The following is a 26,695-nucleotide window of genomic DNA, read 5'->3' on the forward strand; positions in this document are numbered from 1 at the left end:
ACCACCCGAAGGGACGTGAGCCGCGTGGGTGACCTCCGCCGCGACGGGACCGGGCTGCTGCGCCTCGCCAGGGCCGGGGCCGGGGCCGCGGACGGCGCGGGGGGGGCGGAGGGCGCGGCGATACCGCTGGAGATCGCGGCCTCCTACCGGGCCCGCACCCGGGGGCTGCTGGGCCGTACGGGGATCACCGGGGCGCTGCTGCTCACTCCCGCCGCGAGCGTGCACACCCTGGGCATGCGCTTCCCCATCGACGTCGCCTACCTCGACCGCCGGCTGCGGGTGCTCGCCGTCCGCACCATGCCGCCGGGCCGGCTCGGCCGCCCGCGGCTGCGCGCCCGCCACGTGCTGGAGGCGGAGGCGGGCACGATGGCGGCCTGGGGCCTGGTGCCGGGTGCGGAGGTGACCGTGGAGAGGCAGGCGGGGCGGAACGGGGCGGCCGGGACCCGGTCCGGGGCCTAGAAGCCCTCGCCCCCGAAGTCGGCGGGGTCGGCGACGCTGCCGAAGGCGTCGGCGAACTGCACACCACCGAGGACCAGCACGATGCCCACGGCGACGAAGATGCCCAGGAACGCGAACGTCAGGGCGAGTTGGCCGTACGGCACCCGGTAGCCGGCCGGGACGACCAGCGCCCGCTCCGGCGCCCCGGGGACGTAGGCGACCGTCAGGCGGTCGCCCTCGATCGTCGTACCCGGCGCCCCCGCATCCTCGAAGCGCACGTCGCGCCCGTCGGCGGTGCGGAACTCGAAGACGAAGTGCTGCCGCGAGCGGGTCGGGCCCTCGCCCGTCGAGCCCACGGTCGTGTACACGCGCACGCAACGCCCCTCGGCGCGCACCCCGCCGTGCACGGCCCGCCGTATCCACAGCAGGCGGTGGCCGGCGCGTACGGCGACCGCCAGCGGTACGAGCGTGATCAGCACGGCCACCGCGGTGAAGACCACCGGTATCGCAGCGTCCATCGACATCCCCCGTCACTGCGAGGGGGCGCACACCCCCGTCGTCGTACGGAGACACCCGGCACGCCCGGACGGTTCCCGGCGGGGCGGGAACCGGGGCGGGTGCCGGGGCCCACCCGAGCGGGCACGCCGAAGGGCGGGTCGGCGGGCACGCGCCGGCACTACGCTCCCGCCATGGGCCACACCGTGCTCGCCACCCCGCTGGGCGACGTCGCCCTGCACCGCCTCGGCACCCCGGCCACCGGCGCCCCGCGCACGCCCGTGCTGCTGCTGCACGCCAACCCCGGCGACAGCCGGGACTACGGGGCCGTCGCGGCCGGCCTCGCCGCGGAACGCGAGGTCTTCGCCCTCGACTGGCCCGGCTACGGCCGCTCCACCGTCACCGCCCCGCACTCCGTCACCCCCGAGGGGCTGGCGGACGTGGCCGAGCGCGCCCTCGACGCCATCGCACGGGAGGGCGCGCCGCGCGTCCATGTCGTCGGCAGCAGCGTGGGCGGCTGGGTCGCCGTACGGCTGGCGGAGCGCCGCCCGGCGCAGGTGGCCGGGATCGTCCTGGTCGACCCGGCCGGCTTCACCCGGCTCACCCCCCTCACCAGATGGTTCTGCCGTGCCGTGATGGGACGCCCGTCCCGCGCCGGGCGCCTGGTCGCCCCGCTGGCCCGCGCCTACCTGGGCCGGCTCCGGACGAGCAGCGCCCGCGCGACCTACGAACGGGCCCGAGGGGTCGGCGCCGGCGCCGGGCGCCTCGCGGTGCACTGCGCGCTGTGGCGTGCCTTCGCCGCGCCCGGTTTCGGGCTGACCGGAGTCCTGCCGGGGATCGTCCCGCCCGTCCTGCTGCTGTGGGGCCGCCGCGATCCGCTGCTGCCCGCGCTCACCGACGGCCGCCGGGCCCGCCGTTCGCTGCCGCCCGGCGCCACGTACGCGACGCTGCCCGCGGCGCACGAGGCGTACAACGAGCGGCCGGACCTGTTCCTGGCGCGCGTACGGCCCTTCCTGACGGGCTGAGGAGCGGGGGGAAAGAAGACGGGCCGGTCCGCAGGGGGGGAGAGCGGACCGGCCCGAGGGGGGGGTCTCCAAGGTACCGCGCCGGAACCGCTCTCCCGGTCCAAGGTCATGAGGGAGATGTGAAGGTTCCCCCGAAGAAGTTGCGCGAACGGTGGGCGATTAGACCGAATGGCCGCGAATGGCATGACTCGCCCCCTCGCGCCACATCCGCACCGCACACGCTCCGTCACGGAACGCACCGGGTCCTTGGCGCGGAATTTAAGCGCCCTGTCGCCGGGCCTTACCCGTGTAGGTGAGCCATTCGGTTGACCGCGGCCCGGGCGGGGGCGGGGGCGGGGACCGGCGGCGCTACGACGACGGACGGAACGTGATCTCCACGCGGCGGTTCTGCTTGCGACCCGCCTCGGTGGAGTTGTCCGCGATCGGGTAGTCCTCGCTGTACCCGCGCACCTGGAACGAGTGGCCGGAGCTGCCGAGGGACCCGAGCTCCTCCGCGAGGATCTTGTAGACGGCGTCCGCCCGCTTCTTGGACAGCACCTTGCCGTGCTCGTACGAGCCCAGGTCGTCCGTGAAGCCGAAGACCCGGATCGGCTGCGTGACGCCCTTGGCCTCGATGTCGGCCGCGATGGCCTTGAGCCGGGCGGTCGCCGCCGCGTTCAGCTTGGCGCTGTCCTTGCCGAACAGGACGTCCGACTGGAGGGCGTAGGTGACGGACGAATTCGACTCCTCGTGCCGCTCCTCGCCGTCGCCGGCGGAAGCGTTCTCGGAGGACGACGCGTCGGTCACGGAGACGATGTCCAGCACCTTGGGCGGGGCCAGCGTCGCCCCCTCGGGCAGTTGCAGGTCCGCGTCGTCAGCGTCCACCTTCACGGGCGCGGACGGGGTGGGCTGCGCCGTCGGTTCGTCGTCCGCCCGCGCGGTCGCGGCGGTGAGCGGCGTGAGCACGAGCGCGAGGCCGAGCACGACCGCGACGCCGGGGCGGGTGTGCGGACGGGGACGGTGCACGGTTCACCCCTCCGCGATCGTGATCTTGGCCGGGGGCATCGTCGGCAGCTGGAACTCCATCTCGGTGGTGCCTTCCGGCGGCGCCGGGAACTGGGCGAAGAGGGGCCGGGTCTCCCCCGGCTTGATCAGCGTGAGGCCCATCGTGCACAGGCACTTGCCCTCGGTGTCCCGGAGCACGTAGTAGCGCTTCTTGCCGACCGAGTCGACCAGCACGGCACCGGCGACGGAGGGCCCGGAGCGCTGCACCGCGGTTTCCGCGCCCGTCCAGTACGTGGCGTTGAACGCCGAATCCCCGTTGTTGGTGAGCAAGCCCTTGACGGTGACGAAGCCGCCGGGGTCCCGCGTGGCTTCATTGAGCGTGACCGTTATGCCTTTCTCACCCTTCATCTGCGCCAAGACCTCGGTCGGCTCGTCCGATGGAGTCGCGCTCGACTTGTCCGAACCACCCGGCGCGCTCTTCTTCGCCGACGGCGTGGCCGTGGCCTTGTCATCGCCGTCACCACCGCCACACCCGGTCAGCGCCGCGGCGAGGACCAAGGCGACGGCGACCGCCGTCGGACCACGCCGGCTCCTGTCCCGCTGCTGGATACGCATCGGTCCCCCGTTCTTCACTCGCTGAGATGGACGGAGTAGAACTCCGCCAGGTTCAGGTCGAAGTCGTCGGCCGTCGGATCCACGGTGAACCGGTCTCCGTCGCAGATGAACGTGATCGTGTCGCCGCTCACCTCGTCGACCCCGCAGCGGCTCTCGACGATCGCCGTCGCGGTGGCGTTCGCGTGCATCGATTCGGTGCCCGGCACGACGGACCTGCCGACAGTGCCCGAAGAATGAAGGGCAACCGTGGCACTGCCCGGACCGCCCACGTCACACTCGTCGACGACCGCCCTGTTCCGCGCCGCGTAGTCCGCTGCCGCGCCGCAGGCTCCGTCGGCGGTCATCCCTTCAAGGGCCAGCAGGTCCGCCAGCCGCTCAAGGTCCCCCGCCTCAAGGGCGTCGAGGAATGACTCCCTGACGCTGTCGCGAACCTCCCGAGCTGCCGCCAGGGCCGAGGCGTCGGCCGCGGTCTGCGCCGTGTTCCTCACCGATGAGGCCTGCCCGACCGCGAAGTACGCGAACGCCAGGAAGAACAATGCGCCCACCGCGACGATATAGAGACCGACGGTCTGTCCCGCGTCGCCGTCGGTACGCCCGCTCAGCCCGAGCCGACGATGTCCGCGATCTTGCTGAGAATTCCGTCCAGTACGGCCTGGCCGATGCTCGTCGTTCCCGCCAGCACGCCGATGATGACCGCGATCACCACCGCGATGCCCAGGTACTCGAACGACGTCTGCCCCGAGTCGCCGCGGACGCGCATGCGCGTGCGCAGCGCGGTCAGTCGCTTCACAACCCACCTGCTCATCTTCCGTGCCCCAAACCGTAGTCACGAGACGTACGCCGGCCGCGCCCCTTGCGTCGGCCGGGGTCTGGCTATCGCCGCGGGCGGTCGCGGTGCCGGTGAGGTCCACGGCGCACCGCCTCCCATCGGGTCAACCCGCTGCGATTCGTGCCTGATTGCAGGTGCAAATGTGGTTGCGACTGCAAATGTACACCGCAACCGTGGGCTCCGCACCCAATATGGCGGCTCCCGTCACTACCCACCACCCGCACCGAACATGCGTTCACGACCTCGTCACCCCCATCACCCCAGCAGCTCGCCGAAGTTGATGCGCGACCCGAGGATCGTGCCCGTCATCAGCAGGATCATCGTCGCGGGGACGAGGAGCGTGGTGACCACACCGGTCGCGCGCGGCACGGTGCGGGCCGCGCGGCGGCGGGCGTTCTGGGCCTCGGTGCGCCGCATGTCCGTGGCGATCTGGAGCAGCGTGCGGGCGATGGGCGCGCCCAGTTCCTCGCCCTGCTGCAGTGCGGTGACGAACTGCCCCACCTGCTCGCTGCCGTTGCGCCTGCGCAGCTGGTCGAAGGCGTCGCGGCGGCTGACGCCGACGTCCATCTGGCGCAGGGCGATGCGGATCTCGTCGCTCCAGGGCCCCTTGTAGACGGTGGAGACGCGTTCGAGGGCCTGGCGGAAGCCGAGGCCGGCGCTCACGACCACCGCGAGGACGTCGAGGAAGTCCGGGAGCGTGCGCTCGATCTCGTCGCGGCGCCTGCGCACGGCGAGCCGGATGCCGAGGTCCGTCCACCCGAGGCCGTAGGCGACCATCAGCAGGGCGACGAACCAGTGGCCGGCCTGGAGGAGCACCAGGGCCGCCAGGGCGCCGAGGGCGCCGTAGACGGCGCGGCGGGCGGCGTAGCGGTCGACGGTGAGACCGTACGGGTGGCCCGCGTGGTCGATGCGGGTGCGGATCCGGTTGACCCGGGCGGGGCCCATGAGGCGCAGCACCAGGGGCGCCCAGCGCATCCCGAGGCGGTCGACGGCGTTGCCGACCTTGGTGGTGCGGGTCCGCCCCACCTCCAGGGCCAGTTGGAGGTCGCCGGGCAGTTTGACCTCGGAGCGGTAGATGCCGATGCCGTAGCAGACGCCCACCACTCCGAGGGCGGCGACGGCGGCCAGCGCGAAGGTGATCAACGGTCCTCCACCCCTCTCACACGTCGATCCGCGACATGCGGCGGATGAGCGCGAAGCCGACGACGTAGAGGCCCAGGGCGACGAGGACGGCGATCCGTCCGGCCCCGGAGCCGGTCATCGCGCCCAGCGAGCCCGGCATGATCCGGTCGAGCAGCAGCAGCGACCCGATGCCGATGACGGGGACGGCGTACGCGGTGACCGTGACCTGGGACATCTGGGTGCGGATCTCGCGCCGGGTCTCCTTGCGCTCCTCCAGGGTCACCGTGAGGTTGCGCAGCGACTCCACCACGGAGCCGCCGGCCCGGGAGGACAGGACGAGGGTGGTGACCAGCACCACCAGTTCCCGGCTGGGCAGCCGCTCCTGCAGTTCGGCCATGGCGTCCTCGATGGAGTGCCCGAGCGTCATGGCGTCGGCGACCTTCCGCAGTTCCTCGCCGGCCGGGGCCTCCAGTTCCTCGGCGGCCATGCCGACGGCGGTGCGCAGGGCGAGCCCGGCCTGGGTGGCGTTGGCCAGGACGCGGGCGAGCTCGGGCAGCTGGGCGATGAAGCGCTCGGTGCGCACCCGTCGCCGCCAGCCGAGGAAGGAGCTGACCGCCCAGGCCGCCAGGAGCGCGGCGATCGGCCCGAAGAAGGGCGCCAGCACGATGTCGGCGACCAGCCAGGCGCCGCCGACGACACCGAGGGCGGCCGCGGTGAACTGTCCCGGCGTCAGGTCGGTGCCGGTGGCGGCGAGCCGGGCGGCCAGCCGTCGGCCCCAGTCGGTGCGCCGGACCCGGCGGTCCAGGCCGGCGAAGGGCACGGCATGCCGTTCCGCGGCCGGGACGTCGGCCAGCCGGTCGACGAGGGCGGCGCGGTCGGCGCGTCCGCCGCTCCAGGCGTGCAGGCCCCAGACGCCCAGCACCAGCGCGAGGCCGGTCACGCCGAGCACGGCCAGGGCCATCGTTGGCGTGTTCACTTCGCCTCCCTGCTCGACAGCTCCAGCTCCGTCTCGCCGATCCCGAACGCCGCCGGCACGGACTCCCCCGCCAGGTGGAAGCGCTCGGCCAGTTCCCGCGGTACGGGCTGGTGGTGGAACCATCCCCGCACGATCCGGTCGGGCCCCATCGGCTCGGCGCGGAAGCGGGTCGCGGTGGTCAGCCGGAAGGTGTCGCGGCCGCGTGAGGACAGCACGGCGATCTCGGAGATCCGGCGGGTGCCGTCGACGTCGCGGCGCAGCTGGACGATGACGTCGACGGCGCTGTTGATCTGGTCGCGCAGCGCCTCGAAGGGGATCTTCACCTCCGACATGGAGGCCAGCGTCTGCAGCCTGAGCACCGCGTCCTCGGCGGAGTTGGCGTGCACCGTGGCCAGCGAGCCGTCATGGCCGGTCGACATGGCCTGCAGCATGTCGAGGGTCTCGCCGCCGCGGACCTCGCCGACGATGATCCGGTCGGGGCGCATGCGCAGCGAGTTGCGCACGAGGTCGCGGATGGTGATCCTGCCCTGCCCCTCGACGTTGGGCGGCCGGCTCTCCAGGCGTACGACGTGCTCCTGCTGGAGCTGGAGTTCGGCGGCGTCCTCGACGGTGATGATGCGCTCGCCGTCCGGGATGAGCCCGGACAGCGAGTTGAGCAGGGTGGTCTTGCCCGAGCCGGTGCCGCCGCTGACGATGATGTTGAACTTGGCCCGCACGAGCGCGGAGAGCAGCATCAGCATGTGCTCGTCGAGGGTGCCGAGGCCGATCAGCTCGTGCAGGGCGTACGCGCGGGGGAAGCGGCGGATGGTGAGGACGGGGCCGGTCAGCGAGAGCGGCGGGATGATGACGTTGACGCGCTCGCCGGAGGGCAGGCGGGCGTCCACCATCGGATTCGACTCGTCCACCCGGCGGTTGACGGTCGACACGATCCGCTCGATGGTCTGCAGCAGCTGCTCGGGGCTGCTGAACCGGGCGGCGACGGGCTCCACCCGGCCGGCGCGCTCGATGTAGATGCGGTCCGGGCCGTTGACCATGATCTCGGTGATCGAGGCGTCCTCCAGCAGCGGTTCGAGGATGCCCAGGCCCAGGGCCTCGTCCACGACCCGGCGGATGATGCCGGTGCGCTCCTTGGTGGAGAGCACCGGGCCCTCGCGGCTGATGATGTGGCCGAGGACGCGTTCCAGGCGCACCCGGCGCTCGGCGGCGGCCAGGGAGGACATCTCGGCGAGGTCGATCTCCTGGAGGAGCTTGGCCCGGTAGACGGCGACGAGGTGGCCCTCCTGCGTCTGCGGGGCGGTGTCCTCGTTCGCGGCGATGCGGTCGCGCAGGCTCATTCGTCGGCCCCTTCGTCGTCCTCCCTGGGCATCGTGGCGGTCCGGGTGACGGAGCCGGGGCTCAGGCCCGGGAGCACCGACGGGATCTCCACGGTCGCCGTGGCCCGCACCGAGTCCCCGCTGTCGCCGGTGGTGCCGATCCGGGTGCCGTCCTGCAGCCAGGAGCTCACGGCCTGGGTGCCCGCCACGGAGCCGCTCACCGGGGGGTCGTGCAGCGCCGCCATGCGCGCGGCGGCGCGGGCGGCCGTGCCGGCCTGGGCCGCGGTGTAGGCGGCGAGGCCCAACTGCACGCCCGCGAGGGCGATCAGCAGCAGGATCGGCAGCATCCCCAGGAACTCCAGGGAGGCGCTGCCGCGGTCGCGGGAGCGCGGGCGGGCGCGGCGGGTCCGGGCCGTCACGGTGCGGCCGCCTCTTCGTCGACGGCCGAGGCGTGGCCGTGGACGGTCAGCGGGAAGTCGATCGCGCCGGGGAAGAGGACGGGGACCTTCAGGCCCACGGTGACCCCGACCATGCCGTCGGTCCCGGTGGTGCCGAAGTCCTCGATCCCCCAGGCGCCCGGCAGGTCCTCGGCGGCCGCCGCCCGGGCGTCCTCGCCGACCGCCGCCGCGCGGGCGGCCCGGTCGGCGGCGTGGCCGGCGAGGGTGAAGGTGTACCCGGTCAGCACCGCCTGCCAGACCAGGACGAGCACCAGCAGGATCAGCGGTGTCATGCCGAGCGTCTCCAGGACGACCTGGCCCTGTTCGCCGCGGCCGCGGCGGCCCCGGCGGGACGGCACGGCCTGCCCGGGCCCGGTGAGGCCGATCTCCGCGGCGAGCGTCCACACGCCCTGCTTGACGGTGGAGCGGTTGTCGAGGTCCTGGAGCCGTCCGGCGTCCACCACCGCCTGCAGTTCCCGGAAGGCGGCGGGGACCACGGCGGAGGCGATCCGGGTACCGGTGATCCGGGCGATCAGCGAGGGCTGTATCTCGCTGCCGCGGGTGTGCCGGTTGACGGCGACGACGACGTCCTGGGGCTTGCGGATCTGCAGCCGGTCCCACATGCGCACCATGCGCTTGGCGGCGCGCACGGCGACCACGTCGGGCGTGGTGACCAGCAGCGCGGTGTCCGCGGTCTCGACGGCGACCGCGTTGGCGCCGGTCATCTGGGTGCCGCAGTCGACGACCACGACCTCGTACCGCTGCCGCAGTGCGTGCAGTACGTGCCGGGCGGCGCGGTCGGTGACCTCCTCGCCGCGTTCCCCCTCGCCGGGCGCGAGCAGCAGCGCGGGCCCGGACTCGTGGGCGTACATGGCGTCCTGCAGCACGCGGGTGGTGACGTCGGCGATGTCCGCGAGGTCGGCCACCGAGCGGCGGAACTGGACGTCGAGGTAGGAGGCGACGTCGCCGCCCTGGAGGTCGAGGTCGACCAGGGCGGTGGACTTGCCGGCGGCCCGCGCGGCGAGGGCGAGCTGGACGGCGACGACGGTGGTGCCGACCCCGCCCTTCGCCCCGGCCACGGCGACCAGCCTGCCCCCGGGCACGGCGGGCAGCGCGGGCTGCCGGGGGCTGAGGTGGCGGCGTACGCCGGCCGCCCAGGCGGCGGCCGCCTCGACGCGGGTGCCGAGTTCGTCGTACGACAGCGGCACCCCGGCGACGCCGCGCGCCCCGGCGTCCATCGCGCCGGACAGGACGGCCGGACTCGGGTCGGCGGTGAGCAGGATGACGCCGACCGCGGGGAAGCGGAGCGCGATCTCGCGGATGACCTCGAGCGCGGGCACCGGGGTGATGCGGTCGTGGACGACGACGACCTCGGGCAGTTCGTCGACCCCGGTCTCGGCGGCGCGCGCGAGGACGTCCAGCAGGGTGGTGGAGTCCGGGAGCGCCGGTCCGGGTTCGGCTCCGGGCAGCTGGTGGAGGACCCCGGTCAGGGCCCGGGCGGTGTCGGGGTCGGGGGTGCCCGACAGGATGCGTACGCCGGTCACGAGGCGGCTCCGTCGCGGGCGAGGGTGTAGGTGCGGTCCCGTTCGGCGGGGGCGGTCGCGTCCCCCGGGGCGACGAGGGCGAGGCGTACGTGCCGGGCGAAGGACTCGGCGAAGGCGACCCGCTGGGCGTCGGCGGCGCCGAGGGCGAAGGTGATGGGGACTCCCTGGCTGCTGACGCGGCGGTTGTCGGCCCCGGTGTCGAAGGCCTTGATCTCGCCGACGTCGATGACCCGGGCACCCGCGACGATGATCTTCGAGACCTCGGGGTCGGTGTCCCTGCGTGGTGCGAAGGTGGCGAAGATGTTGACCCTCGCCCCCGGGGTGATCTTCCCGGCCACGCCGGTCTCCGCGTCGATCATGATCGCGATCTCCATCTGCCCGGCCTGCAGCGCGGGCCGTTCGGCGACCATGTCCGTCTGCAGCAGGGAGCCGCGGTGCAGCGGGACGGCGGCTATCTTGCCGTCCAGCCGGCCGAGATCGCGGACGGCGGTGGCGGGCAGCCACCGCTCGGGTATCCGGACCGCCTGCAGTTGGCCGCGGCCTACGGCCTCGTACGCGGGCACGTCCGCGGCCAGCCGGTACGCGGTCACCTTCGGCCCGACCTGGGAGCGGGCGTCCCCGATGACGCTGACGACCCCGGCGAACGCGGCGAGCGCGCACAGCGCGGAGACCACAAGGAGGACGACGCCGCGACGCTGACGTGAGTTCATAGAGGTGGGGCCCTATCGCTCAAGTGCCGAGTGCTGGTGGGGGGATACCTGCGGGGCGGGGGACGCCCTGGGCGCCAGGGAGGGCGCGTGGGGGCCCGGGTGCACGACCTGGCGCGGACGCTCGGGGGGCCGGACGCGCTGCTGCCCGTCCACCGTGGCCGAGCAGAACAGGCAGCGGTCGCCGATGACGGCCAGCCCGCACCAGCCGCAGGTGTCCCGGCGGACCGAGGTGACCAGCTGGTACAGCACGCCGACGTCGGCGATGTAGGCGGTGAACTCGACGAGCCTGCCGGTGCCCCACCAGCGCGCGGAGTCCGCCGGCAGCGGTACCTCCCGCACGTGCAGGCTCCGCCAGGCGCGGGCCAGCGGCCCGGTGACCCAGCCGGCGTCGACGCCGTGGCCCTGGGCGACGGCGAGCTGGGTGAGGAAGGCCGGCCCGGCCGGCACCGCGTCGTGCCGTGCCTCGGACAGGTGCGGTTCGGGGTGCGCGAGGACGGCGAAGTGGCGCCCGGGCACGAGGGACTTCAGATGGGCGCCGACGGGCACGTCCACCCGGTCGAGCCGGGAGACGGAGCCGAGCAGGGCGCCGGAGTGCAGGTAGTGCGACAGCAGCCGCGCGGCACCGGCGAGTACACCCGGCCCGAGGTCGGTGGCGGCGAGCTGGCGCAGCTGCTCCGCCAGGAGCAGGGCGGCCAGCGGCGGCAGGTCGACCGGGACGATCGCGACCCGGTCCGCCTCCAGGGCGGCGCGCACGGTGTGGACGCGGCGGCGCAGCGGATCGGTGGGCTCCGGCGGGACGAGTACGACGAGGTGGCCGTGGGCCTCCAGGGCCGCCGCGGTGCGCATCACGTGCTGCTCCAGCGGGAGCGCGAGATCGTCCGCCGTGACCGCTATGACGCTCGACACCCGCGACCTCCCGGAACTCCCGCCCAGTCCCTGCCCGGAGAGCTTATCCCTGCGTAGCCGGAGCAGTGCGGAAAGTCGCCGAACAGTTGATGAAGTCGGTGGTACCCGCGGGACGCCGGACTACGCACGCCGACAGAGGTATTGACCGCGGGATTGGTCTGGACCAAACTGCGTCCACATAAGAGTGGCCACTCGCGTACCCGCCCAACTCCTCGCCCCCAGGAGGCAGTAGTGGAACACGCACGCCCACGGAGCACCGCCCTCAGAGCCGCGGCGGCCGTCGGCGCCGCCGCCCTCGCGGTGGCGGGACTCGTCGCCACGTCCGGCAACGCCAGCGCCGCGGACCCCGACCTCGTGACCAACGGCGGTTTCGAGAGCGGCCTGTCCGGCTGGACCTGCACCGCCTCCAGTGGCACCGCCGTGAGCGGCCCGGTGCACGGCGGCGGTAAGGCCCTGCAGGCCACCCCGTCCTCCTCGGACAACGCGCGCTGCTCGCAGACGATCAGCGTCCGGCCGGGCTCCACGTACCGGTTGAGCGCCTTCGTCCAGGGTTCGTACGTCTACCTCGGCGCGAGCGGCAGCGGGATGACCGAGGTCTCCACCTGGACCCCGTCGGCGTCCTCGTACCAGCAGCTGTCCACCAGCTTCACCACCGGCGCGAGCACCACCTCGGTCACGGTCTACGTGCACGGCTGGTACGCCCAGCCCGCCTTCCTCGCCGACGACGTGAGCCTGCTGGGCGCGCCCGGCACCGCGACGCCCACCCCGACCCCCACGCCGACGGACCCCACCCCGACGCCGACGCCGACGCCGACCCCCACCCCGACGCCCACGCCCACGCCCACCGGTGGCGGCTCGCTGCCCAAGCACGTGCTGACCGGCTACTGGCAGAACTTCGACAACGGCGCGGCCGTCCAGACCATCGCGCAGGTCCCGGCCCAGTACGACATCATCGCCGTCAGCTTCGCCGACGCCACGACCACGCCCGGCGCGGTCTCCTTCACGCTCGACCCGGCGCTCAACTACCCGGTGAACCAGTTCAAGGCCGACGTCGCGGCCAAAAAGGCGGCCGGCAAGAAAGTCGTCGTCTCCGTCGGCGGGCAGAACGGCACGATCAGCGTCAGCGACTCGGCCTCGGCGAACAACTTCGCCAACAGCGTCTTCTCGCTGATGCAGACGTACGGCTTCGACGGGGTCGACATCGACCTGGAGAACGGGATCAACGCGACCTGGATGACGCAGGCGCTGCGCTCCCTGTCGGCCAAGGCCGGCTCCGGGCTGATCATCACGATGGCCCCGCAGACCATCGACATGCAGTCGACGTCCTTCGGCTACTTCCAGACCGCGCTGAACATCAAGGACATCCTGACCGTCGTCAACACCCAGTACTACAACAGCGGGACGATGAACGGCTGCGACGGCAAGGTGTACGCGCAGGGCACCGTCGACTTCATCACCGCGCTGGCCTGCATCCAGTTGCAGAGCGGTCTCGCCCCCTCCCAGGTCGGCATCGGCCTGCCGGCCTCGACCCGGGCGGCCGGCAGCGGGTACGTGTCGCCGGCCGTGGTCAACAACGCCCTGGACTGCCTCACCAAGGGCACCGGCTGCGGCTCCTTCAAGCCGCCGACGACCTGGCCGGGGCTGCGCGGCGCGATGACCTGGTCCACCAACTGGGACGCGACGAACGGCAACGCCTTCTCGAACACCGTCGGCCCCCACGTGCACGGGCTGCCGTAACCGGCGGGACCGTCACCGACGCACCGCGCCCCCGGGAGAGGTCCCGTCCCCCGGGGGCGCGGTGTCCCGCCGACCGCGGCGCGACGCCCGGCAGCCGGGCCGGCAGTTCAGTCCAGGACCGCGAGCGCGTCGATCTCGACGAGCAGCCCGGCGGGCAGGCCGACGTAGACCGTCGTACGGGCGGCGGGGGCGCCCTTGAGGCCGGCGAAGAACTCGTCGAAGAGGGCGTTGAACTCGGGGAAGTGCGCGGTGTCGGTGAGGTAGACCCGGATCATGACGACGTCCTCCCAGGAGGAGCCGCCCTCCTCCAGCACCGCCTGCACGTTGGCGAGGGTCTGCAGGGTCTGCTCCCGCAGCCCCGGCCCCACCGGAGCGGGTGCCTGCCCCGGCACGGCGGGGCCGAAGCCGACCTGGCCGGCGACCTGCAGGATGCTGCCCTTGCGGACGCCGTGGGAGAACCTGGCCGGCGGGGTGGTGTGGCCGGCCGGGGTGATCGCGGTCTTCTCGCTCATCTGGTTCCTTCGCTCGGTCTTCCGGAGTACTCGCGGCTGATCGCCTCCGCGGTGTGCTGGACCCGCGGACGCAGCCTCAGCAACTCCTCCGCGCTGACGACCACATTGGGGGCGGAGATGGAGCACGCGGCCGCGACGCGCCCGTCGGCGCCGCGGATCGGCGCGGCGACGCAGTTGATGGACTCCTCGTGGCCGCCGAGGTCGCTCGCCCAGCCCTGCTCGCGGACCCGGGCGAGTTCGGCGAGGTGGGCGGCGGGGTCGGTGGTGGAACGCGCGGTGTAGCGCGGGTACTCCAGGGTCCGCGCGACCGCGCGCCGCTCCGCCTCGGGCAGGTCCGCCAGGAGCAGCTTCGCCACGGCGGCCACGGTGATGGCGACGGGCCTGCCGATCCGCGAGTACATGCGCACCGGGTAGCGGCTCTCCACCTTGTCGATGTAGACCACCTCGCCCTCCTCGTACACCGCGAGGTGGACGGTGTGCCCGGTCAGCTCGTTGAGGGCCACGAGGTGGGGGTGGGCGATGCCGCGGACGTCCAGGTTCTCCATCGCCTCCTGGGCGAGGGCGAACAGCCGGGCTCCGAGGCGGTAGCGCTGGTCGTCCTGGCGGTAGACCATGCCGTGCTCGTGCAGGGTGCGCAGCAGGCGCAGCGCGGTGGACTTGTGCACGTCCAGGCGGGTGGCGACCTGTTCGAGGTTGGCGGGCCCCTCCGCGAGCAGGGGCAGGATGCGCAGCGCGCGGTCCACGGTCTGGCTCATGCGCGCAGTCTCCCCCACGCCTCGTCGCCCAGGACGGCGAGTGAGTCGCCCCGCACCCCGATCACCGCGGCGGCCAGCGCGTGGCCCCGGGCGAGCCGGTCCCGCAGCGGGAGCGCGCGCAGCGTCGCCGACAGGAAGCCCGCGGCGAAGGCGTCACCGGCCCCGACGAGGTCGACGACGGGCGTGTCCGGCGCGGGCACGAACACCCCGTCCGCGCAGCCCTCGTACGCGATGGCACCGCGCGCGCCCTGCTTGACGACGAGGACGGCGGGACCCGGCAGCGCCTCGCGCACGGCGTCGGCGTCCGGCAGGCCCCACGCGGCTGCGGCCTCGTCCTCGCCGACCAGGACGAGGTCGCAGCGGGCGGCGAGCCGGGCAAGCCGCCGCGGGTCGGCCGAACGCCACAGGGCGGGGCGGTGGTTGACGTCGAAGGAGACCAGCGGGCGGCCCGGCCCGGGGGCGGTGAGCGCGTGGACGAGGTCCGCGCACCCCCGGGAGAGGGCGGGTGTGATGCCGGACAGGTGCAGCACCCGGCCGGCCCAGGCGTCGCGCCGGCCGACGTTCCCCGGGTTCATGGCGGTGGCGGCCGAACCGGCCCGGTAGTAGGCGACCTCGCCGTCGCCGGTGCGGAAGTAGACACCGGTGGGGCGGCCGGGATCGCGGCGCACCTCCGAGACGTCGACGCCGGCCGCGGCGACCGCCGTCACCAGGTGGTCCCCGAACGGGTCGGCGCCCACCCGGCTGATCCAGCGCACGGCATGGCCCAGACGGGCCAGCGCGCAGGCCACGTTGGACTCCGCGCCGCCCGTCCCGCGGTCGAAGGCGGCCGCGTCGGCGAGGCGCTGCCCGGGCGCGGAGGGGACGAAGGTGACCATGGACTCGCCCACGCACACGACGTCCACGGCCGCGGTCCCGGTCACTTCCGCTCCTCTCCGCGCACCGTTGACCCGGTGCTGGCCGGGATGTTAGACAGCCGGAAACACAGCACGCAACGGGCGTTGCACATATTGCAACGACTCCGGACGGAGGCGGGATGGACCAGGTCACGGGCATCGACGAGCTGCACCGGGAGCGGGTGGACCACCGTTTCAAGGGACTCCCGCCGGACGCCGACGGCCTGACCGTCGGCGAACTCGCCGCCCAGCGCCGGACCGTCTTCGACGGCGGCTTCACCACACCGCTGCTCACGCTCTCCGAACCCGCCCTGCAGCACAACCTCGCCCAGCTCGCCGACTGGGCCGGCAGGCACGGCCTCGCCTTCGCGCCGCACGGCAAGACCTCCATGGCCCCGCAGCTCTTCGCCCGCCAGCTCGCGCACGGCGCGTGGGGCATCACCGCCGCGACCCCGCACCAGGTGCGGGTCTACCGGGCGTTCGGCGTGCGGCGCGTCTTCCTCGCCAACGAGCTGGTCGACGCGGCCGCCCTGCGCTGGCTGTCCCGTGAGGTCGCGGGCGACCCGGAGTTCGGCTTCGTCTGCTACGTGGACTCCGTGCGCGGGGTGGAGCTGATGGACGCGGCCCTCACGGCGGTCGTGGACGTCGTCGTCGAACTCGGCGCGGAGGGAGGCCGCACCGGCGTACGCGGCTCCGCGGAGGCGGCGCGCGTCGCCGACGCGGTCGCCGCGGCCCGGCACCTGCGGCTCGTCGGCGTCGCGGGCTACGAGGCGGCGGCCCCGGACCCGCGCGGATGGCTCGGCGAACTCGTCTCGCTGGCACGTGACTTCGACGCGGCCGGGCGGTTCGCCGAGGCCGGGGAGATCGTGGTGAGCGCGGGCGGCAGCGAGTGGTTCGACGCGGTGGCGGACGCGTTCGGCACGCTCGGGGAGCTGTCCCTGCCGGTGCTGCGGCTGCTGCGGTCCGGGGCGTACGTCACCCACGACGACGTCCACTACCGCGATCTGACGCCGTTCCACGACCGCATCCCCGCGGAGGGGTCGCTCGAACCCGCGTTCCGGTTGTGGGCACAGGTGCTCTCCCGGCCCGAGCCGGGCCTCGCCCTCCTCAACGCGGGCAAGCGCGACGCGCCGTACGACCTCGACCTCCCGGTGCCGCAGGTCGTGCGCCGCGCCGACGGTTCCGCCGTCCCGGCGGCCGGGCTCACGGTCACCAAGCTCGCCGACCAGCACGCGTTCGTGGACGTCGCCCCCGGGGCGGGGGACCTGGCGGTCGGCGACTGGGTGGGGCTGGGGGTGTCGCATCCGTGCACGGCGTTCGACAAGTGGCAGCTTGTTCCTGTCGTGGGCGAGGGCGGGGTTGTCACGGACTTCGTCCGCACGTTCTTCTGACGGCGGTTCGTTGTTGTGTGCGGGTGCGTCGTGGTTGCGGTTGGGGGTTTCCCCGCCCTCCCTCCCGATTGCCCCGGATGGTTGGTGCGGGCCTCGCGCGGTTCGTGGTGGGCCGGGGACGGGGCCTCCGGGGTGGGCATTCTGTACCGCATATTTATGTGCATGGCGGGCACCCGCTCTTGCCGCCCCGGATGCCGCACAACAAATACACGTCAGCGTCCAGAACGCCCACCCCTACGACCCCGCCCCCTCCGTTTCATTGGGCGACAACGGCCGGTGAGGGGTGACGGGGTGGCACCCCTCCCCGCACCGCCGGAAACTGGCTCCACCAGGGGTCCCCCGGCCGAAGGCCAAGCACCGGTGCGCGCCCCGGTGGCCGGGGGCACGGCGAGCGCCGGGGTGAGGGCGGGATCGGCCCGAACGCTCCGATAGCCCCTCTCGCCCACAGAGCGCCTGACGGCCGTTGGCGTTCGGTGAGGCGTGTGCGGCAACCCCGGACCGCTCTACCCCCCTCCGGCCGTCATGCGCCCACACAAGAGGAGGGGGTGTGGCGGGGTGCGCCCGGAAACGACGAGCGGCGAACCCGGGCGCCGAATGATGCAGGGGTAAACCGCGAGCGTTCTGGGGGTCCCCCCGGCCGAAGGCTGGGGGAGTGCGCCGGCGCGGCACCGACCCCACAACAACGTGCGCAGGCCCGCACCAACCGCGCCGGGCAATCGGGCGGGAGGGCGGGGGACAGCCCGCCGCAGGCGCAACGGACCCGCACACGACAACCGGCCGCAAGGGGCACCCCCGACCGCAACCACAACGCACCCGCACACACCCACCGACCGCAACCACAACGCACGCACAAGAGAGAGCCCCGCATGGACTTGGCGATTCGCGGCGCGACCATCGTGGACGGGACCGGGGAAACCCCGGCGTACCGGGCGGACGTCCGCATCGAGGGCGGAAGGATCACGGAGATCGGGACGGTACCCGGCGCACGCCGCACCCTCGACGCCCGCGGCCTCGCGCTCGCCCCCGGGTTCATCGACATGCACGCCCACAGCGACCTGGCCCTGCTCACGGACCCCGCGCACGAGGCGAAGGCGGCGCAGGGCGTGACCCTGGAGGTGCTGGGCCAGGACGGCCTGTCGTACGCCCCCGTGGACGACCGCACCCTCGGCATGCTGCGCAGCCAGCTCGCGGGGTGGAACGGCGACTCCGAGGGCCTGGTGTACGACTGGCGCAGCGTCGGCGAGTACCTGGACCGCCTGGACCGGGGCATCGCCGTGAACGCCGCGTACCTGGTCCCGCAGGGCACCGTGCGGATGCTGGCGGTCGGGTGGGAGGACCGCCCGGCGACCCCGGCGGAGCTGGACCGGATGCGGCAACTGGTCGCCGAGGGGCTGGCGCAGGGCGCCGTGGGGATGTCGTCCGGGTTGACGTACACCCCGGGGATGTACGCCTCGGACGCCGAACTGACCGAGCTGTGCCGGGTCGTGGCCGCCCATGGCGGCTACTACTGCCCGCACCACCGCAGTTACGGCGCCGGCGCGCTGGAGGCCTACGCGGAGATGGTCGCGGTGACCCGGGAGGCGGGCTGCGCCCTGCACCTGGCGCACGCGACGATGAACTTCGGGGTGAACGCGGGCCGCGCGCCGGAGCTGCTCGCGCTGCTGGACGAGGCGCTCGCCGCGGGGGCGGACATCACCCTCGACACGTATCCCTACCTGCCGGGCTGCACGACGCTCGCGGCGACCCTGCCGAGCTGGGCGACGGAGGGCGGGCCGGAGGCGACGCTCGCCCGGCTGCGGGACGACGCGCAGGCGGAGCGCATCCGGCACGCGATGGAGGTGGAGGGGTCGGACGGCTGCCACGGCGTGCCCGTGGAGTGGCGGACGCTGGAGGTCTCCGGGGTGCGCGAGCCCGCCCTGGCGGGCCATGTGGGGCGCCGGCTGGCGGACTTCGCGACGGCCCGCCGGCTGCTGCTGGAGGACCGCCTGGGCACGACGGTCCTGCAGCACGTCGGCGACGAGGAGAACGTCCGGGCGATCATGCGCCACCGCGTCCACACCGGCGGCAGCGACGGCCTGCTCGTCGGCGACAAGCCGCACCCCCGGGCGTACGGCACCTTCCCGCACTACCTCGGCCGCTACGTGCGCGAGCTCGGCGTGCTCGGCCTGGAGGAGTGCGTCGCGCACCTCACCGGCCGCCCCGCGGCACGGCTGGGGCTGTCCGACCGCGGCCTGGTCCGCGAGGGCCACCGCGCTGACCTGGTGCTCTTCGACCCGGGGACGGTCGCCGCGGGCGCGACGTACGAGGCGCCGCGCACACCGCCCACCGGCATCCCGCACGTGCTCGTCGACGGGCGGTTCGTCATCGAGGACGGCCGCCGGACGGACATCCTGGCCGGGCGCTCGGTGCGCAACGAGAAAGGGCGGGGAAGGTAGCGCCACTTCACCATTCGGCGCATACGTGGCCAAGAACACGGGGCGGTCCCCGGTGCGTGGCCGTAAGCTCGCGGACATGCAGGTGATCCAGTCCACGAAGCTCTCCAACGTCTGCTACGACATCCGCGGCCCGGTGCTGGAGGAGGCCATGCGGCTGGAGGCGGCGGGTCACCGCATCCTGAAACTGAACACCGGCAATCCCGCCGCCTTCGGTTTCGAGTGCCCCCCGGAGATCCTGGAGGACATGCTGCGCTCCCTCGGCGGCGCGCACGGCTACGGCGACTCCAAGGGCATCCTCCCGGCGCGGCGGGCGGTCATGCAGCACTACCAGACCAAGGGCATCGAGCTGGACGTCGAGGACGTCTACCTCGGCAACGGCGTCTCCGAGCTGATCCAGATGTCGATGCAGGCGCTGCTGGACGACGGCGACGAGGTGCTGATCCCGGCGCCCGACTACCCGCTGTGGACGGCGGCGGTGTCGCTGTCGGGCGGCACCCCGGTGCACTACCGCTGCGACGAGCAGGCGGACTGGTTCCCCGACCTCGCGGACATCGAGCGCAAGATCACCGACCGCACCAAGGCGCTGGTGATCATCAACCCGAACAACCCGACGGGCGCGGTCTACGACGACGAGCTGCTGCGGCAGCTGACCGACATCGCCCGCCGGCACAACCTGATCGTCTGCTCGGACGAGATCTACGACAAGATCCTCTACGACGACGTGACCCACACCCCGACCGCGGCGATCGCCCCCGACCTGCTGACGCTCACCTTCAACGGGCTGTCGAAGGCGTACCGGGTGGCGGGCTACCGCAGCGGCTGGCTCGCGGTGTGCGGCCCGAAGGAGCACGCGACCAGCTACCTCGAGGGCCTGACGATCCTGGCGAACATGCGCCTGTGCGCGAACGTGCCGGCACAGCACGCGGTGGCCACCGCCCTGGGCGGCCGGCAGTCGATCAAGGACCTGGTGCTGCCGGGCGGCCGGCTGGCCGAGCAGCGGGACGTGGCGTACGAGCTGCTCACGCAGATCCCCGGGGTGACCTGCGTGCGGCCCAAGGGCGCGCTGTACGCCTTCCCCCGGCTGGACCCGAAGGTCTACAAGGTCAAGGACGACCAGCAGATGGTGCTGGACCTGCTGCGGGCCGAGCGGATCCTGGTGGTGCAGGGCACCGGCTTCAACTGGCCGGAGCCGGACCACTTCCGCCTGGTCACGCTGCCCGCGAAGGAGGACCTGGCGGACGCGGTGGGCCGGATCGCGCGCTTCCTGGACGGCTACGGGCAGCCGTAGCCCGGACGCCGGTCATCGCGATGCCTCGAAACCCTCCCTCCTTAGACTGAGTCCAAGGTAGGATGTACTCCTGTTTGCAGGAGGAGTGCATCCATGTACGAACCGATCCGCACCAAATCGGTCCATACGGCGGTGGCGCCCACCCTTCCGCGTCGGAGTCGTGACGAGGAGCTGGACCTCCAGCTCGCCGGACACCTCGCCGCACTGCTGACCGTCACCGACGAGCTGCGGGCGATGGAGCCCTGCCCTGAGCTCGACCGTGCCGCGGAGCAGCTCGCCGAGGCCGTGGCGGGTCTGCACCAAGGGCATCCCCCGCTGCGGCTCTCGCCGGCTCCGGCCGGACGGGGGCACGCGGAGGCGGCCCGTGTGGCGGCCCTGCACCGAAGGGCGCGCGCGCTCGCCGGCCGGGCCCTGGTGGTCGCCGAGTCACGTCAGAACGCGGAGGCCGTGGCGCTCGCCGAGCGCCACATCGCGGTCCACACCGCAGCCGTCTGAACAACGCCCGGGGGCCGGGACCGGAGGTCGTCGCCTCCGGTCCCGGCCCCCGGTGTGAGGGTCGGCTCGGTCCGCCCGCGGGGCGACGGTAAGGGTCGGGGACCCCCGCGGCCGGGCCACGCCCACCACCGGACCGCCCGCCCGCGCCGCACGCACGGGGAGGGCCGGGCCGCCCGGATTCCGGCGAAAGCTAGCCCAGGCGCTCGACCAGGGCCCGGTACTCGTCCCACAGCTCCTTCGGCGTGTGGTCGCCGAAGGTCTCCAGGTGGGACGGGATGAGCGAGGCCTCGTGCCGCCAGGTCTCGACGTCGACGGAGAGCAGCAGGTCGAGGTCCTCCTTCGAGATGTCCAGGCCGCCGGTGTCCAGGGAGCCCTCGGCCGGGAGCACGCCGATCGGGGTCTCGACGCCCTCGGCCTGGCCGTTCAGGCGCTCGACGATCCACTTCAGCACGCGGCTGTTCTCGCCGAAGCCCGGCCACACGAACCGGCCGTCCGCGTCCTTGCGGAACCAGTTCACGTAGTAGATCTTCGGCAGCTTGGCGGCGTCGTGCCGCCGGCCGAGTTCGACCCAGTGACCGAAGTAGTCGCCCATGTTGTAGCCGCAGAAGGGCAGCATCGCGAAGGGGTCGCGGCGCAGCTCGCCGACCTTGCCCTCGGCGGCGGCGGTCTTCTCGGAGGCGACGTTGGCGCCGAGGAAGACACCGTGCTGCCAGTCGAAGGACTCCGTCACCAGCGGCACCGCGGAGGCGCGGCGGCCGCCGAAGAGGATCGCCGAGATCGGCACGCCCTTGGGGTCCTCCCACTCCGGCGCGATCGTCGGGCACTGCGCGGCGGGGACGGTGAAGCGGGCGTTGGGGTGGGCGGCCGGGGTCCCGGACTCCGGCGTCCAGGAATTGCCCTTCCAGTCCGTGAGGTGGGCCGGGAGCTCCTCGGTCATGCCCTCCCACCAGACGTCGTTGTCGTCGGTGAGGGCGACGTTGGTGAAGACCGAGTTGCCCCACAGGGTCTTCATGGCGTTGGCGTTGGTGTGCTCGCCGGTGCCCGGCGCGACGCCGAAGAAGCCCGCCTCGGGGTTGATCGCGTAGAGGCGGCCGTCCTCGCCGAAGCGCATCCAGGCGATGTCGTCGCCGATGGTCTCCACGGTCCAGCCGGGGATGGTCGGCTCCAGCATGGCGAGGTTGGTCTTGCCGCAGGCGCTCGGGAACGCGGCGGCGACATATTTGATGGCCTCGACCCCGCCGCGCGGCGGCGTGAGCTTGAGGACGAGCATGTGCTCGGCCAGCCAGCCCGCGTCGCGGGCCATGACCGAGGCTATGCGCAGGGCGTAGCACTTCTTGCCGAGCAGGGCGTTGCCGCCGTAGCCGGAGCCGTAGGACCAGATCTCACGGCTCTCGGGGAAGTGCGAGATGTACTTGGTGGAGTTGCACGGCCACGGGACGTCCTCCTGGCCGGGCTCCAGCGGGGCGCCGACGGAGTGCACGGCCTTGACGAAGAAGCCGTCCTCGCCGAGCTCGTCCAGCACGTCCTGGCCCATGCGCGTCATGGTCCGCATGGCCGTGGCGACGTACGCGGAGTCGGTGATCTCCACGCCGATCGCGGACAGCTCGGAGCCGAGCGGGCCCATGCAGAACGGGACGACGTACATGGTGCGACCCCGCATGGCGCCGCGGAACAGCCCGTTCTCGCCGCTGAAGATCTCCCGCATCTCGGCGGGGGCCTTCCAGTGGTTGGTCGGGCCGGCGTCCTGCTCCTGCTCGGAGCAGATGAAGGTGCGGTCCTCGACACGAGCGACGTCGGTCGGGTCGGAGGCGGCGTAGTACGAATTGGGGCGCTTGATCGGGTCGAGCTTCCTGAAGGTGCCCTTCGAGACGAGCCCGTCCGCGAGGCGCTGGTACTCCTCCTCGGAGCCGTCGCACCACACGATCTCGTCCGGCTGGGTGAGCTCGGCGATCTCGCCGACCCATGCGATCAGGTCCTGGTGATTGGTGGGAGCCGCATTGACGCGCGCCACGATCGCTCCGTTCCGCCCGGTGTGCACTCACCTGGCGTCAGATTCCGAGGGTGTTGTTGTCGGCCCCTTGGGGGCTGCGACCCGGATGCTGCTGTCGTGGGATGCTCATCCGGTGCCGTCCGCACTCATATGAGTATCAGGACAGGAAACGCGATCTGTCCAGGGCGCGTGGGGTGAGCAACGCCACTCCCAACGCCTGGCGACACCGCCTACTACGTATCGGTAACCTACGCAACCGTAGGTAGCATTGATTTCATGAGCTCCGTGGACGAGACTCCCGTTGTGCCCGCCGCCCTTGAAGAACTCGCATCCGCCGCCGCCCCCTTGAAGCCGAAGCTGAGGGGGTGGCTCCATGCCGGGATGTTCCCCGCCGTCCTCGTCGCGGGGGTCGTCCTGACCGCCTTCGCCGAGAGCACCCGCGGGCGGATCGCCTGCGCGGTGTTCACGCTCACCGCCTGCGCCCTGTTCGGTGTGAGCGCGCTCTACCACCGCGGCGACTGGGGCCCCCGGGCCTCGGCGGTGCTGCGCCGGATGGACCACGCGAACATCTTCCTGATCATCGCGGGGACCTACACGCCCTTCACGCTCCTGCTGCTGCCGGACGGCAAGCAGGAGGTCCTGCTCTGGCTGGTCTGGGCGGGTGCCCTGGCGGGCATCGCCTTCCGGGTCTTCTGGGTGGGGGCGCCGCGCTGGCTCTACACGCCCTGCTACATCGCGCTGGGCTGGGCGGCGGTCTTCTTCCTGCCCGACTTCCTGCGGCACGGCGGCATCGCCGTGCTCGTGCTGATCGTCGTGGGCGGCCTGCTGTACAGCGTCGGAGCGGTGGTCTACGGGACCAAGCGCCCCAACCCCTCACCGCGCTTCTTCGGCTTCCACGAGGTCTTCCACTCGTTCACGCTGGCCGCGTTCATCGTCCACTACGTGGGCATCTCGCTGGTGGCCTACAACCACGCGTAGTGACAGTCGCTCCCTTTTGGTAGTCACTGTCATGAGAGTCCGGTGCCCCGTGCCCGCCGGGGCCTGCGGGGCCGGGCACACCGTCGATGCACGACAATGACGGGCGTGACCGTACCGACCGGGCCGAGCCTCCGCGAGCGCAAGAAGATCCGGACCCGGCGGGCCATCCGCAGCGCCGCCCTCCGGCTCTTCGCGGCGCAGGGGTACGACGGGACCACCGTCGAGCGGATCGCGGAGGCGGCCGAGGTCTCGGCCAGCACGGTCTTCCGGTACTTCCCCACCAAGGAGGACATCGTCCTCTCGGACGGCCGCGGCCCCGCCATGGTGGCCGAACTGCGCGCCCGTCCGGCGCAGGAGCCCGTCGTCTCCTCGCTGCGGCACGTCCTGCTGTGCCCGCTGCGCGGGCTGCTCGCCGATGAGGGCGACCTCGAGGAGCTGCGGCAGCGGCTGCGCCTGGCGCGCTCGGTGCCCGCCGTCCGCGCGCGCATGGGCGAGCGCGTCCGGGAGGCCGGCCGGCTGCTGGCCTCCGTCACGGCCGAGCGCCTCGGGCGCCCCGGGGACGACCTCGAGGTCCGGGTCGTCGTCGCCGCCGTGCTCGGGGCCTGGTCCGAGGCGGTCTTCCACTGGCTCGACTCGGACGGCACCGCCGACCCCGGCGCCGTCCTCGACCGCTCGCTGGAACTGCTCGCGGCCAACCTCCGCCCTTAGGCAGCGACCGGCGGCGACGGGTCCCGGGGGACGCGGCTCGCCGCCGAACGTCAGCGCGCGCCCAGTTGCTCCGCCAGGGCCTGCGGGTCCGCGGTCGGCGCCGCGCACACGAAGTGCCGGCAGACGTAGGCCGCGGGGCGGCCGCCCAGCAGTGGGCGGTCGGCCAGGAGGGCGTACTCGTCGGCGCCGGGCTCCCCCACGGCGACCACCGCGCCCGGGGCGGTGCCCAGCAGCGCGGTGCGGTGCAGCGCCGCGGTGTCCGGGTCGCCCGCCGGGCCGACCACGGCGACCTCGCGCGGGCCGTCGAGCGCCGCCTCGGCGACGGCCAGACCCCAGCCGATGAACCGCGGCACCCGGCCGCCGAGGGCGCCCACGACGCCCAACGCCCGCTCCGCGGCCTCGCGGTGGCGGGACGAGCCGGTGTACGCGGCGTACGACAGCAGCGCGCCGGCCGCGGCCGTCCAGCCCGAGGGGGCGGCGTTGTCGGTCGGGTCCTGCGGCCGGCGGATCAGCGCCTCCGCGTCGTCGGCGGTGTCGAAGAGCGTGCCGTCCTCCCCGGTGAAGTGCCGCAGTACGGAGTCGAGAAGGAGCCCCGCGAGGTCCAGCCACACGCCCTCGCCGGTCACCGCGCCGAGCGCGAGGAAGCCCTCGGCGACGTCGGCGTAGTCCTCCAGCACGCCCGCGTTGCCGCCCACCGTGCCGTCCCGCGAGGTCCGGGCGAGCCGGCCGTGCTCGTCCATGTGGACCCGCACCAGCAGGTCCGCGGCCTCCACGGCGGCCGCGACGAGGTCCGGGCGCTCGAAGTACGCCCCGGTCTCGGCCAGCGCGGCGATCGCCAGCCCGTTCCAGGCGGCGACGACCTTGTCGTCGCGGCCGGGGCGGGGCCGTCCCTCCCGGGCGGTGAACAGCCGCCCGCGCACCGAGGCGATGCGCTCGGCGTCCGCGAACCCGGCGTCGGAGGGGAGTTGGAGCACCGACGCGCCCTCCTCGAAGGTGCCGTCCTCCGTCACCCCGAAGTGCTCGGCGGCCAGCGCCGCGTCCTCCTTGCCGAGGACCTCCTCCAGCTCCGCCGGCGTCCAGACGTAGAAGGCGCCCTCGCCGTGGCCGCCGCCCGGCTTGTCGCTGTCGGCGTCGAGCGCGGAGGCGAAGCCGCCCTCGTGGGTGCGCAGTTCGCGCAGGAGGAAGTCGGCGGTCTCCAGGGCGACCCGGCGGGCCAGGTCGGATCCGGTGGCGCGCCACAAGTGGGCGTACAGCCGGCAGAGCAGCGCGTTGTCGTAGAGCATCTTCTCGAAGTGCGGCACCACCCACCCGCGGTCCACGGCGTAGCGCGCGAAGCCACCGCCGAGCTGGTCGTAGATGCCGCCGCGGGCCATCGCCTCGCAGGTGTCCCGCACCATCTGGAGCGCGCCCTCGGAGGCGGTGCGGGCGTGGTGCCGCAGCAGGAACTCCAGGGCCATCGACGGCGGGAACTTGGGCGCCCCGCCGAACCCGCCGTACGAGGCGTCGTAGTCCCGGGTGAGCCCCAGCAGCGCCGCGGCGAGCTGCTCCTCCCCCGGGGCGGCCGTGCCGGCGGGGGCGAGAGACCGTCCGCCCAGGTCCTTCACGATGCTCGCCGCGACCGCCCCGACCTCGTCGCGCCGCTCGCGCCAGGCCGCCTCGACGCCCTCCAGCACCTGGCGGAAGGAGGGCATGCCGTGCCGCGGGGCGGGCGGGAAGTAGGTGCCGAAGTAGAAGGGTTCGCCCTGCGGCGTCAGGAAGACCGTCATCGGCCAGCCGCCCTGCCCGGTCGCGGCCTGCACGGCCTCCATGTAGACGGCGTCGACGTCGGGGCGTTCCTCGCGGTCGACCTTCACCGGCACGAAGTGCTCGTTGAGGTACGCCGCGGTGGCCTCGTCCTCGAAGGACTCCCTGGCCATGACGTGGCACCAGTGGCAGCTGCTGTACCCGACGCTGAGCAGCACCGGCACACCGCGCTCGCGCGCCTCCGCGAAGGCCGCCTCGCCCCACGGCCACCAGTGCACCGGGTTGTCCGCGTGCTGCAGCAGGTAGGGGGACGTGGATCCGCTCAGTCGATTGGCCATGCCCCCAGCCTCACACATCGCCCCGTCCGGCGTCCCGT

At 73.1% G+C, this 26,695-nt stretch carries 26 protein-coding genes; 9 read left to right on the plus strand and 17 right to left on the minus strand.

What is annotated here, in order from left to right; translation table 11 throughout:
* The first annotated feature begins 24 nt into the window (after positions 1-24).
* The gene (locus CHF15_RS14985; protein WP_089224265.1) at positions 25-459 is read left to right on the plus strand and encodes a DUF192 domain-containing protein; all 435 of its coding nucleotides are present in this window, start codon (positions 25-27) and stop codon (positions 457-459) included.
* On the opposite strand, the gene CHF15_RS14990 is transcribed toward CHF15_RS14985, so the two are convergent.
* A complete protein-coding gene (locus CHF15_RS14990; RefSeq protein ID WP_143681571.1) occupies positions 456-956 on the minus strand; it encodes a DUF3592 domain-containing protein in 501 nt (166 codons plus the stop codon). The genes CHF15_RS14985 and CHF15_RS14990 overlap by 4 nt on opposite strands.
* Before the next feature lie 171 nt (positions 957-1,127).
* Between CHF15_RS14990 and CHF15_RS14995 the strand changes: the two genes are divergently transcribed.
* Positions 1,128-1,958 (plus strand): alpha/beta fold hydrolase, encoded by an 831-nt coding sequence (locus tag CHF15_RS14995; protein WP_089224267.1) that lies wholly within the window; start codon positions 1,128-1,130, stop codon positions 1,956-1,958.
* A gap of 348 nt (positions 1,959-2,306) precedes the next feature.
* Here the strand turns inward: CHF15_RS14995 and CHF15_RS15000 are convergent, their stop codons facing one another.
* The 11 genes from CHF15_RS15000 to CHF15_RS15045 form a co-directional block, all read right to left on the minus strand.
* Positions 2,307-2,963, minus strand: a complete 657-nt coding sequence (locus tag CHF15_RS15000; protein WP_089224268.1) for an OmpA family protein — start codon at positions 2,961-2,963, stop codon at positions 2,307-2,309.
* Between the two features lie 3 nt (positions 2,964-2,966).
* Complete coding sequence (locus tag CHF15_RS15005; protein ID WP_322975681.1) at positions 2,967-3,500, minus strand: hypothetical protein; 534 nt, start codon at positions 3,498-3,500, stop codon at positions 2,967-2,969.
* A 71-nt stretch (positions 3,501-3,571) separates the two neighbouring features.
* Entirely contained in the window at positions 3,572-4,159 is a 588-nt protein-coding gene (locus tag CHF15_RS15010) for a pilus assembly protein TadG-related protein (protein ID WP_265737398.1), read from the minus strand.
* The gene (locus CHF15_RS44875; protein WP_245938831.1) at positions 4,156-4,362 is read right to left on the minus strand and encodes a hypothetical protein; all 207 of its coding nucleotides are present in this window, start codon (positions 4,360-4,362) and stop codon (positions 4,156-4,158) included. The genes CHF15_RS15010 and CHF15_RS44875 overlap by 4 nt, the downstream gene beginning before the upstream one ends.
* 279 nt (positions 4,363-4,641) lie before the next feature.
* Positions 4,642-5,526, minus strand: a complete 885-nt coding sequence (locus tag CHF15_RS15015; protein WP_179279810.1) for a DUF5936 domain-containing protein — start codon at positions 5,524-5,526, stop codon at positions 4,642-4,644.
* 19 nt (positions 5,527-5,545) lie between these two features.
* Positions 5,546-6,469: a type II secretion system F family protein gene (locus CHF15_RS15020; protein WP_089224271.1), complete on the minus strand. Its 924-nt coding sequence runs from the start codon at positions 6,467-6,469 to the stop codon at positions 5,546-5,548.
* A gap of 11 nt (positions 6,470-6,480) precedes the next feature.
* Entirely contained in the window at positions 6,481-7,818 is a 1,338-nt protein-coding gene (locus CHF15_RS15025) for a CpaF family protein (protein ID WP_089224272.1), read from the minus strand.
* A complete protein-coding gene (locus CHF15_RS15030; protein WP_089224273.1) occupies positions 7,815-8,216 on the minus strand; it encodes a TadE/TadG family type IV pilus assembly protein in 402 nt (133 codons plus the stop codon). Before CHF15_RS15030 ends, CHF15_RS15025 begins: the two co-directional genes overlap by 4 nt.
* Complete coding sequence (locus CHF15_RS15035; protein WP_089224274.1) at positions 8,213-9,778, minus strand: AAA family ATPase; 1,566 nt, start codon at positions 9,776-9,778, stop codon at positions 8,213-8,215. The genes CHF15_RS15030 and CHF15_RS15035 overlap by 4 nt, the downstream gene beginning before the upstream one ends.
* Positions 9,775-10,488, minus strand: a complete 714-nt coding sequence (gene cpaB / locus CHF15_RS15040) for a Flp pilus assembly protein CpaB (protein WP_089224275.1) — start codon at positions 10,486-10,488, stop codon at positions 9,775-9,777. The genes CHF15_RS15035 and cpaB overlap by 4 nt, the downstream gene beginning before the upstream one ends.
* 12 nt (positions 10,489-10,500) lie before the next feature.
* The gene (locus CHF15_RS15045) at positions 10,501-11,394 is read right to left on the minus strand and encodes a hypothetical protein (RefSeq protein ID WP_089224276.1); all 894 of its coding nucleotides are present in this window, start codon (positions 11,392-11,394) and stop codon (positions 10,501-10,503) included.
* 231 nt (positions 11,395-11,625) lie between these two features.
* On the opposite strand from CHF15_RS15045, the gene CHF15_RS15050 reads away from it, so the two are divergent.
* Entirely contained in the window at positions 11,626-13,131 is a 1,506-nt protein-coding gene (locus tag CHF15_RS15050) for a chitinase (RefSeq protein ID WP_089224277.1), read from the plus strand.
* A gap of 107 nt (positions 13,132-13,238) precedes the next feature.
* Here the strand turns inward: CHF15_RS15050 and CHF15_RS15055 are convergent, their stop codons facing one another.
* From CHF15_RS15055 to CHF15_RS15065, 3 genes are read right to left on the minus strand one after another with little or no spacing between them, the layout of a single operon-like run.
* The gene (locus CHF15_RS15055; protein WP_089224278.1) at positions 13,239-13,643 is read right to left on the minus strand and encodes a RidA family protein; all 405 of its coding nucleotides are present in this window, start codon (positions 13,641-13,643) and stop codon (positions 13,239-13,241) included.
* Positions 13,640-14,398: an IclR family transcriptional regulator gene (locus tag CHF15_RS15060; protein WP_089224279.1), complete on the minus strand. Its 759-nt coding sequence runs from the start codon at positions 14,396-14,398 to the stop codon at positions 13,640-13,642. The genes CHF15_RS15055 and CHF15_RS15060 overlap by 4 nt, the downstream gene beginning before the upstream one ends.
* Complete coding sequence (locus tag CHF15_RS15065; protein ID WP_089224280.1) at positions 14,395-15,318, minus strand: sugar kinase; 924 nt, start codon at positions 15,316-15,318, stop codon at positions 14,395-14,397. Before CHF15_RS15065 ends, CHF15_RS15060 begins: the two co-directional genes overlap by 4 nt.
* Positions 15,319-15,431: 113 nt before the next feature.
* Between CHF15_RS15065 and CHF15_RS15070 the strand changes: the two genes are divergently transcribed.
* From CHF15_RS15070 to CHF15_RS15085, 4 genes are all read left to right on the plus strand, one after another.
* The gene (locus tag CHF15_RS15070) at positions 15,432-16,682 is read left to right on the plus strand and encodes an alanine racemase (protein ID WP_089224281.1); all 1,251 of its coding nucleotides are present in this window, start codon (positions 15,432-15,434) and stop codon (positions 16,680-16,682) included.
* Between the two features lie 866 nt (positions 16,683-17,548).
* Positions 17,549-19,117 carry an N-acyl-D-amino-acid deacylase family protein gene (locus tag CHF15_RS15075; RefSeq protein WP_089224282.1) on the plus strand — a complete coding sequence of 523 codons (1,569 nt, stop codon included), beginning with the start codon at positions 17,549-17,551 and terminating at the stop codon, positions 19,115-19,117.
* A 76-nt stretch (positions 19,118-19,193) separates the two neighbouring features.
* On the plus strand, positions 19,194-20,405 hold the full coding sequence (locus CHF15_RS15080) for a pyridoxal phosphate-dependent aminotransferase (RefSeq protein WP_089224450.1): 1,212 nt from the start codon (positions 19,194-19,196) through the stop codon (positions 20,403-20,405).
* A 93-nt stretch (positions 20,406-20,498) separates the two neighbouring features.
* Positions 20,499-20,900 (plus strand): SCO4983 family protein, encoded by a 402-nt coding sequence (locus CHF15_RS15085; protein ID WP_089224283.1) that lies wholly within the window; start codon positions 20,499-20,501, stop codon positions 20,898-20,900.
* A gap of 190 nt (positions 20,901-21,090) precedes the next feature.
* On the opposite strand, the gene CHF15_RS15090 is transcribed toward CHF15_RS15085, so the two are convergent.
* The gene (locus CHF15_RS15090; protein WP_089224284.1) at positions 21,091-22,911 is read right to left on the minus strand and encodes a phosphoenolpyruvate carboxykinase (GTP); all 1,821 of its coding nucleotides are present in this window, start codon (positions 22,909-22,911) and stop codon (positions 21,091-21,093) included.
* A 255-nt stretch (positions 22,912-23,166) separates the two neighbouring features.
* Here CHF15_RS15090 and trhA point away from each other — a divergent pair, with 255 nt between their 5' ends.
* Together trhA and CHF15_RS15100 are read left to right on the plus strand one after the other, a co-directional pair.
* Entirely contained in the window at positions 23,167-23,868 is a 702-nt protein-coding gene (trhA, locus tag CHF15_RS15095) for a PAQR family membrane homeostasis protein TrhA (protein ID WP_179279794.1), read from the plus strand.
* 96 nt (positions 23,869-23,964) lie between these two features.
* Positions 23,965-24,576, plus strand: a complete 612-nt coding sequence (locus CHF15_RS15100; RefSeq protein WP_089224286.1) for a TetR/AcrR family transcriptional regulator — start codon at positions 23,965-23,967, stop codon at positions 24,574-24,576.
* Positions 24,577-24,626: 50 nt separating this feature from the next.
* Here CHF15_RS15100 and CHF15_RS15105 read toward each other — a convergent pair whose 3' ends face one another.
* Positions 24,627-26,657 carry a thioredoxin domain-containing protein gene (locus CHF15_RS15105; protein WP_179279795.1) on the minus strand — a complete coding sequence of 677 codons (2,031 nt, stop codon included), beginning with the start codon at positions 26,655-26,657 and terminating at the stop codon, positions 24,627-24,629.
* Between the last annotated feature and the right edge of the window lie 38 nt (positions 26,658-26,695).

The organism is Actinacidiphila glaucinigra (assembly GCF_900188405.1).
GTDB lineage: Bacteria > Actinomycetota > Actinomycetes > Streptomycetales > Streptomycetaceae > Actinacidiphila > Actinacidiphila glaucinigra.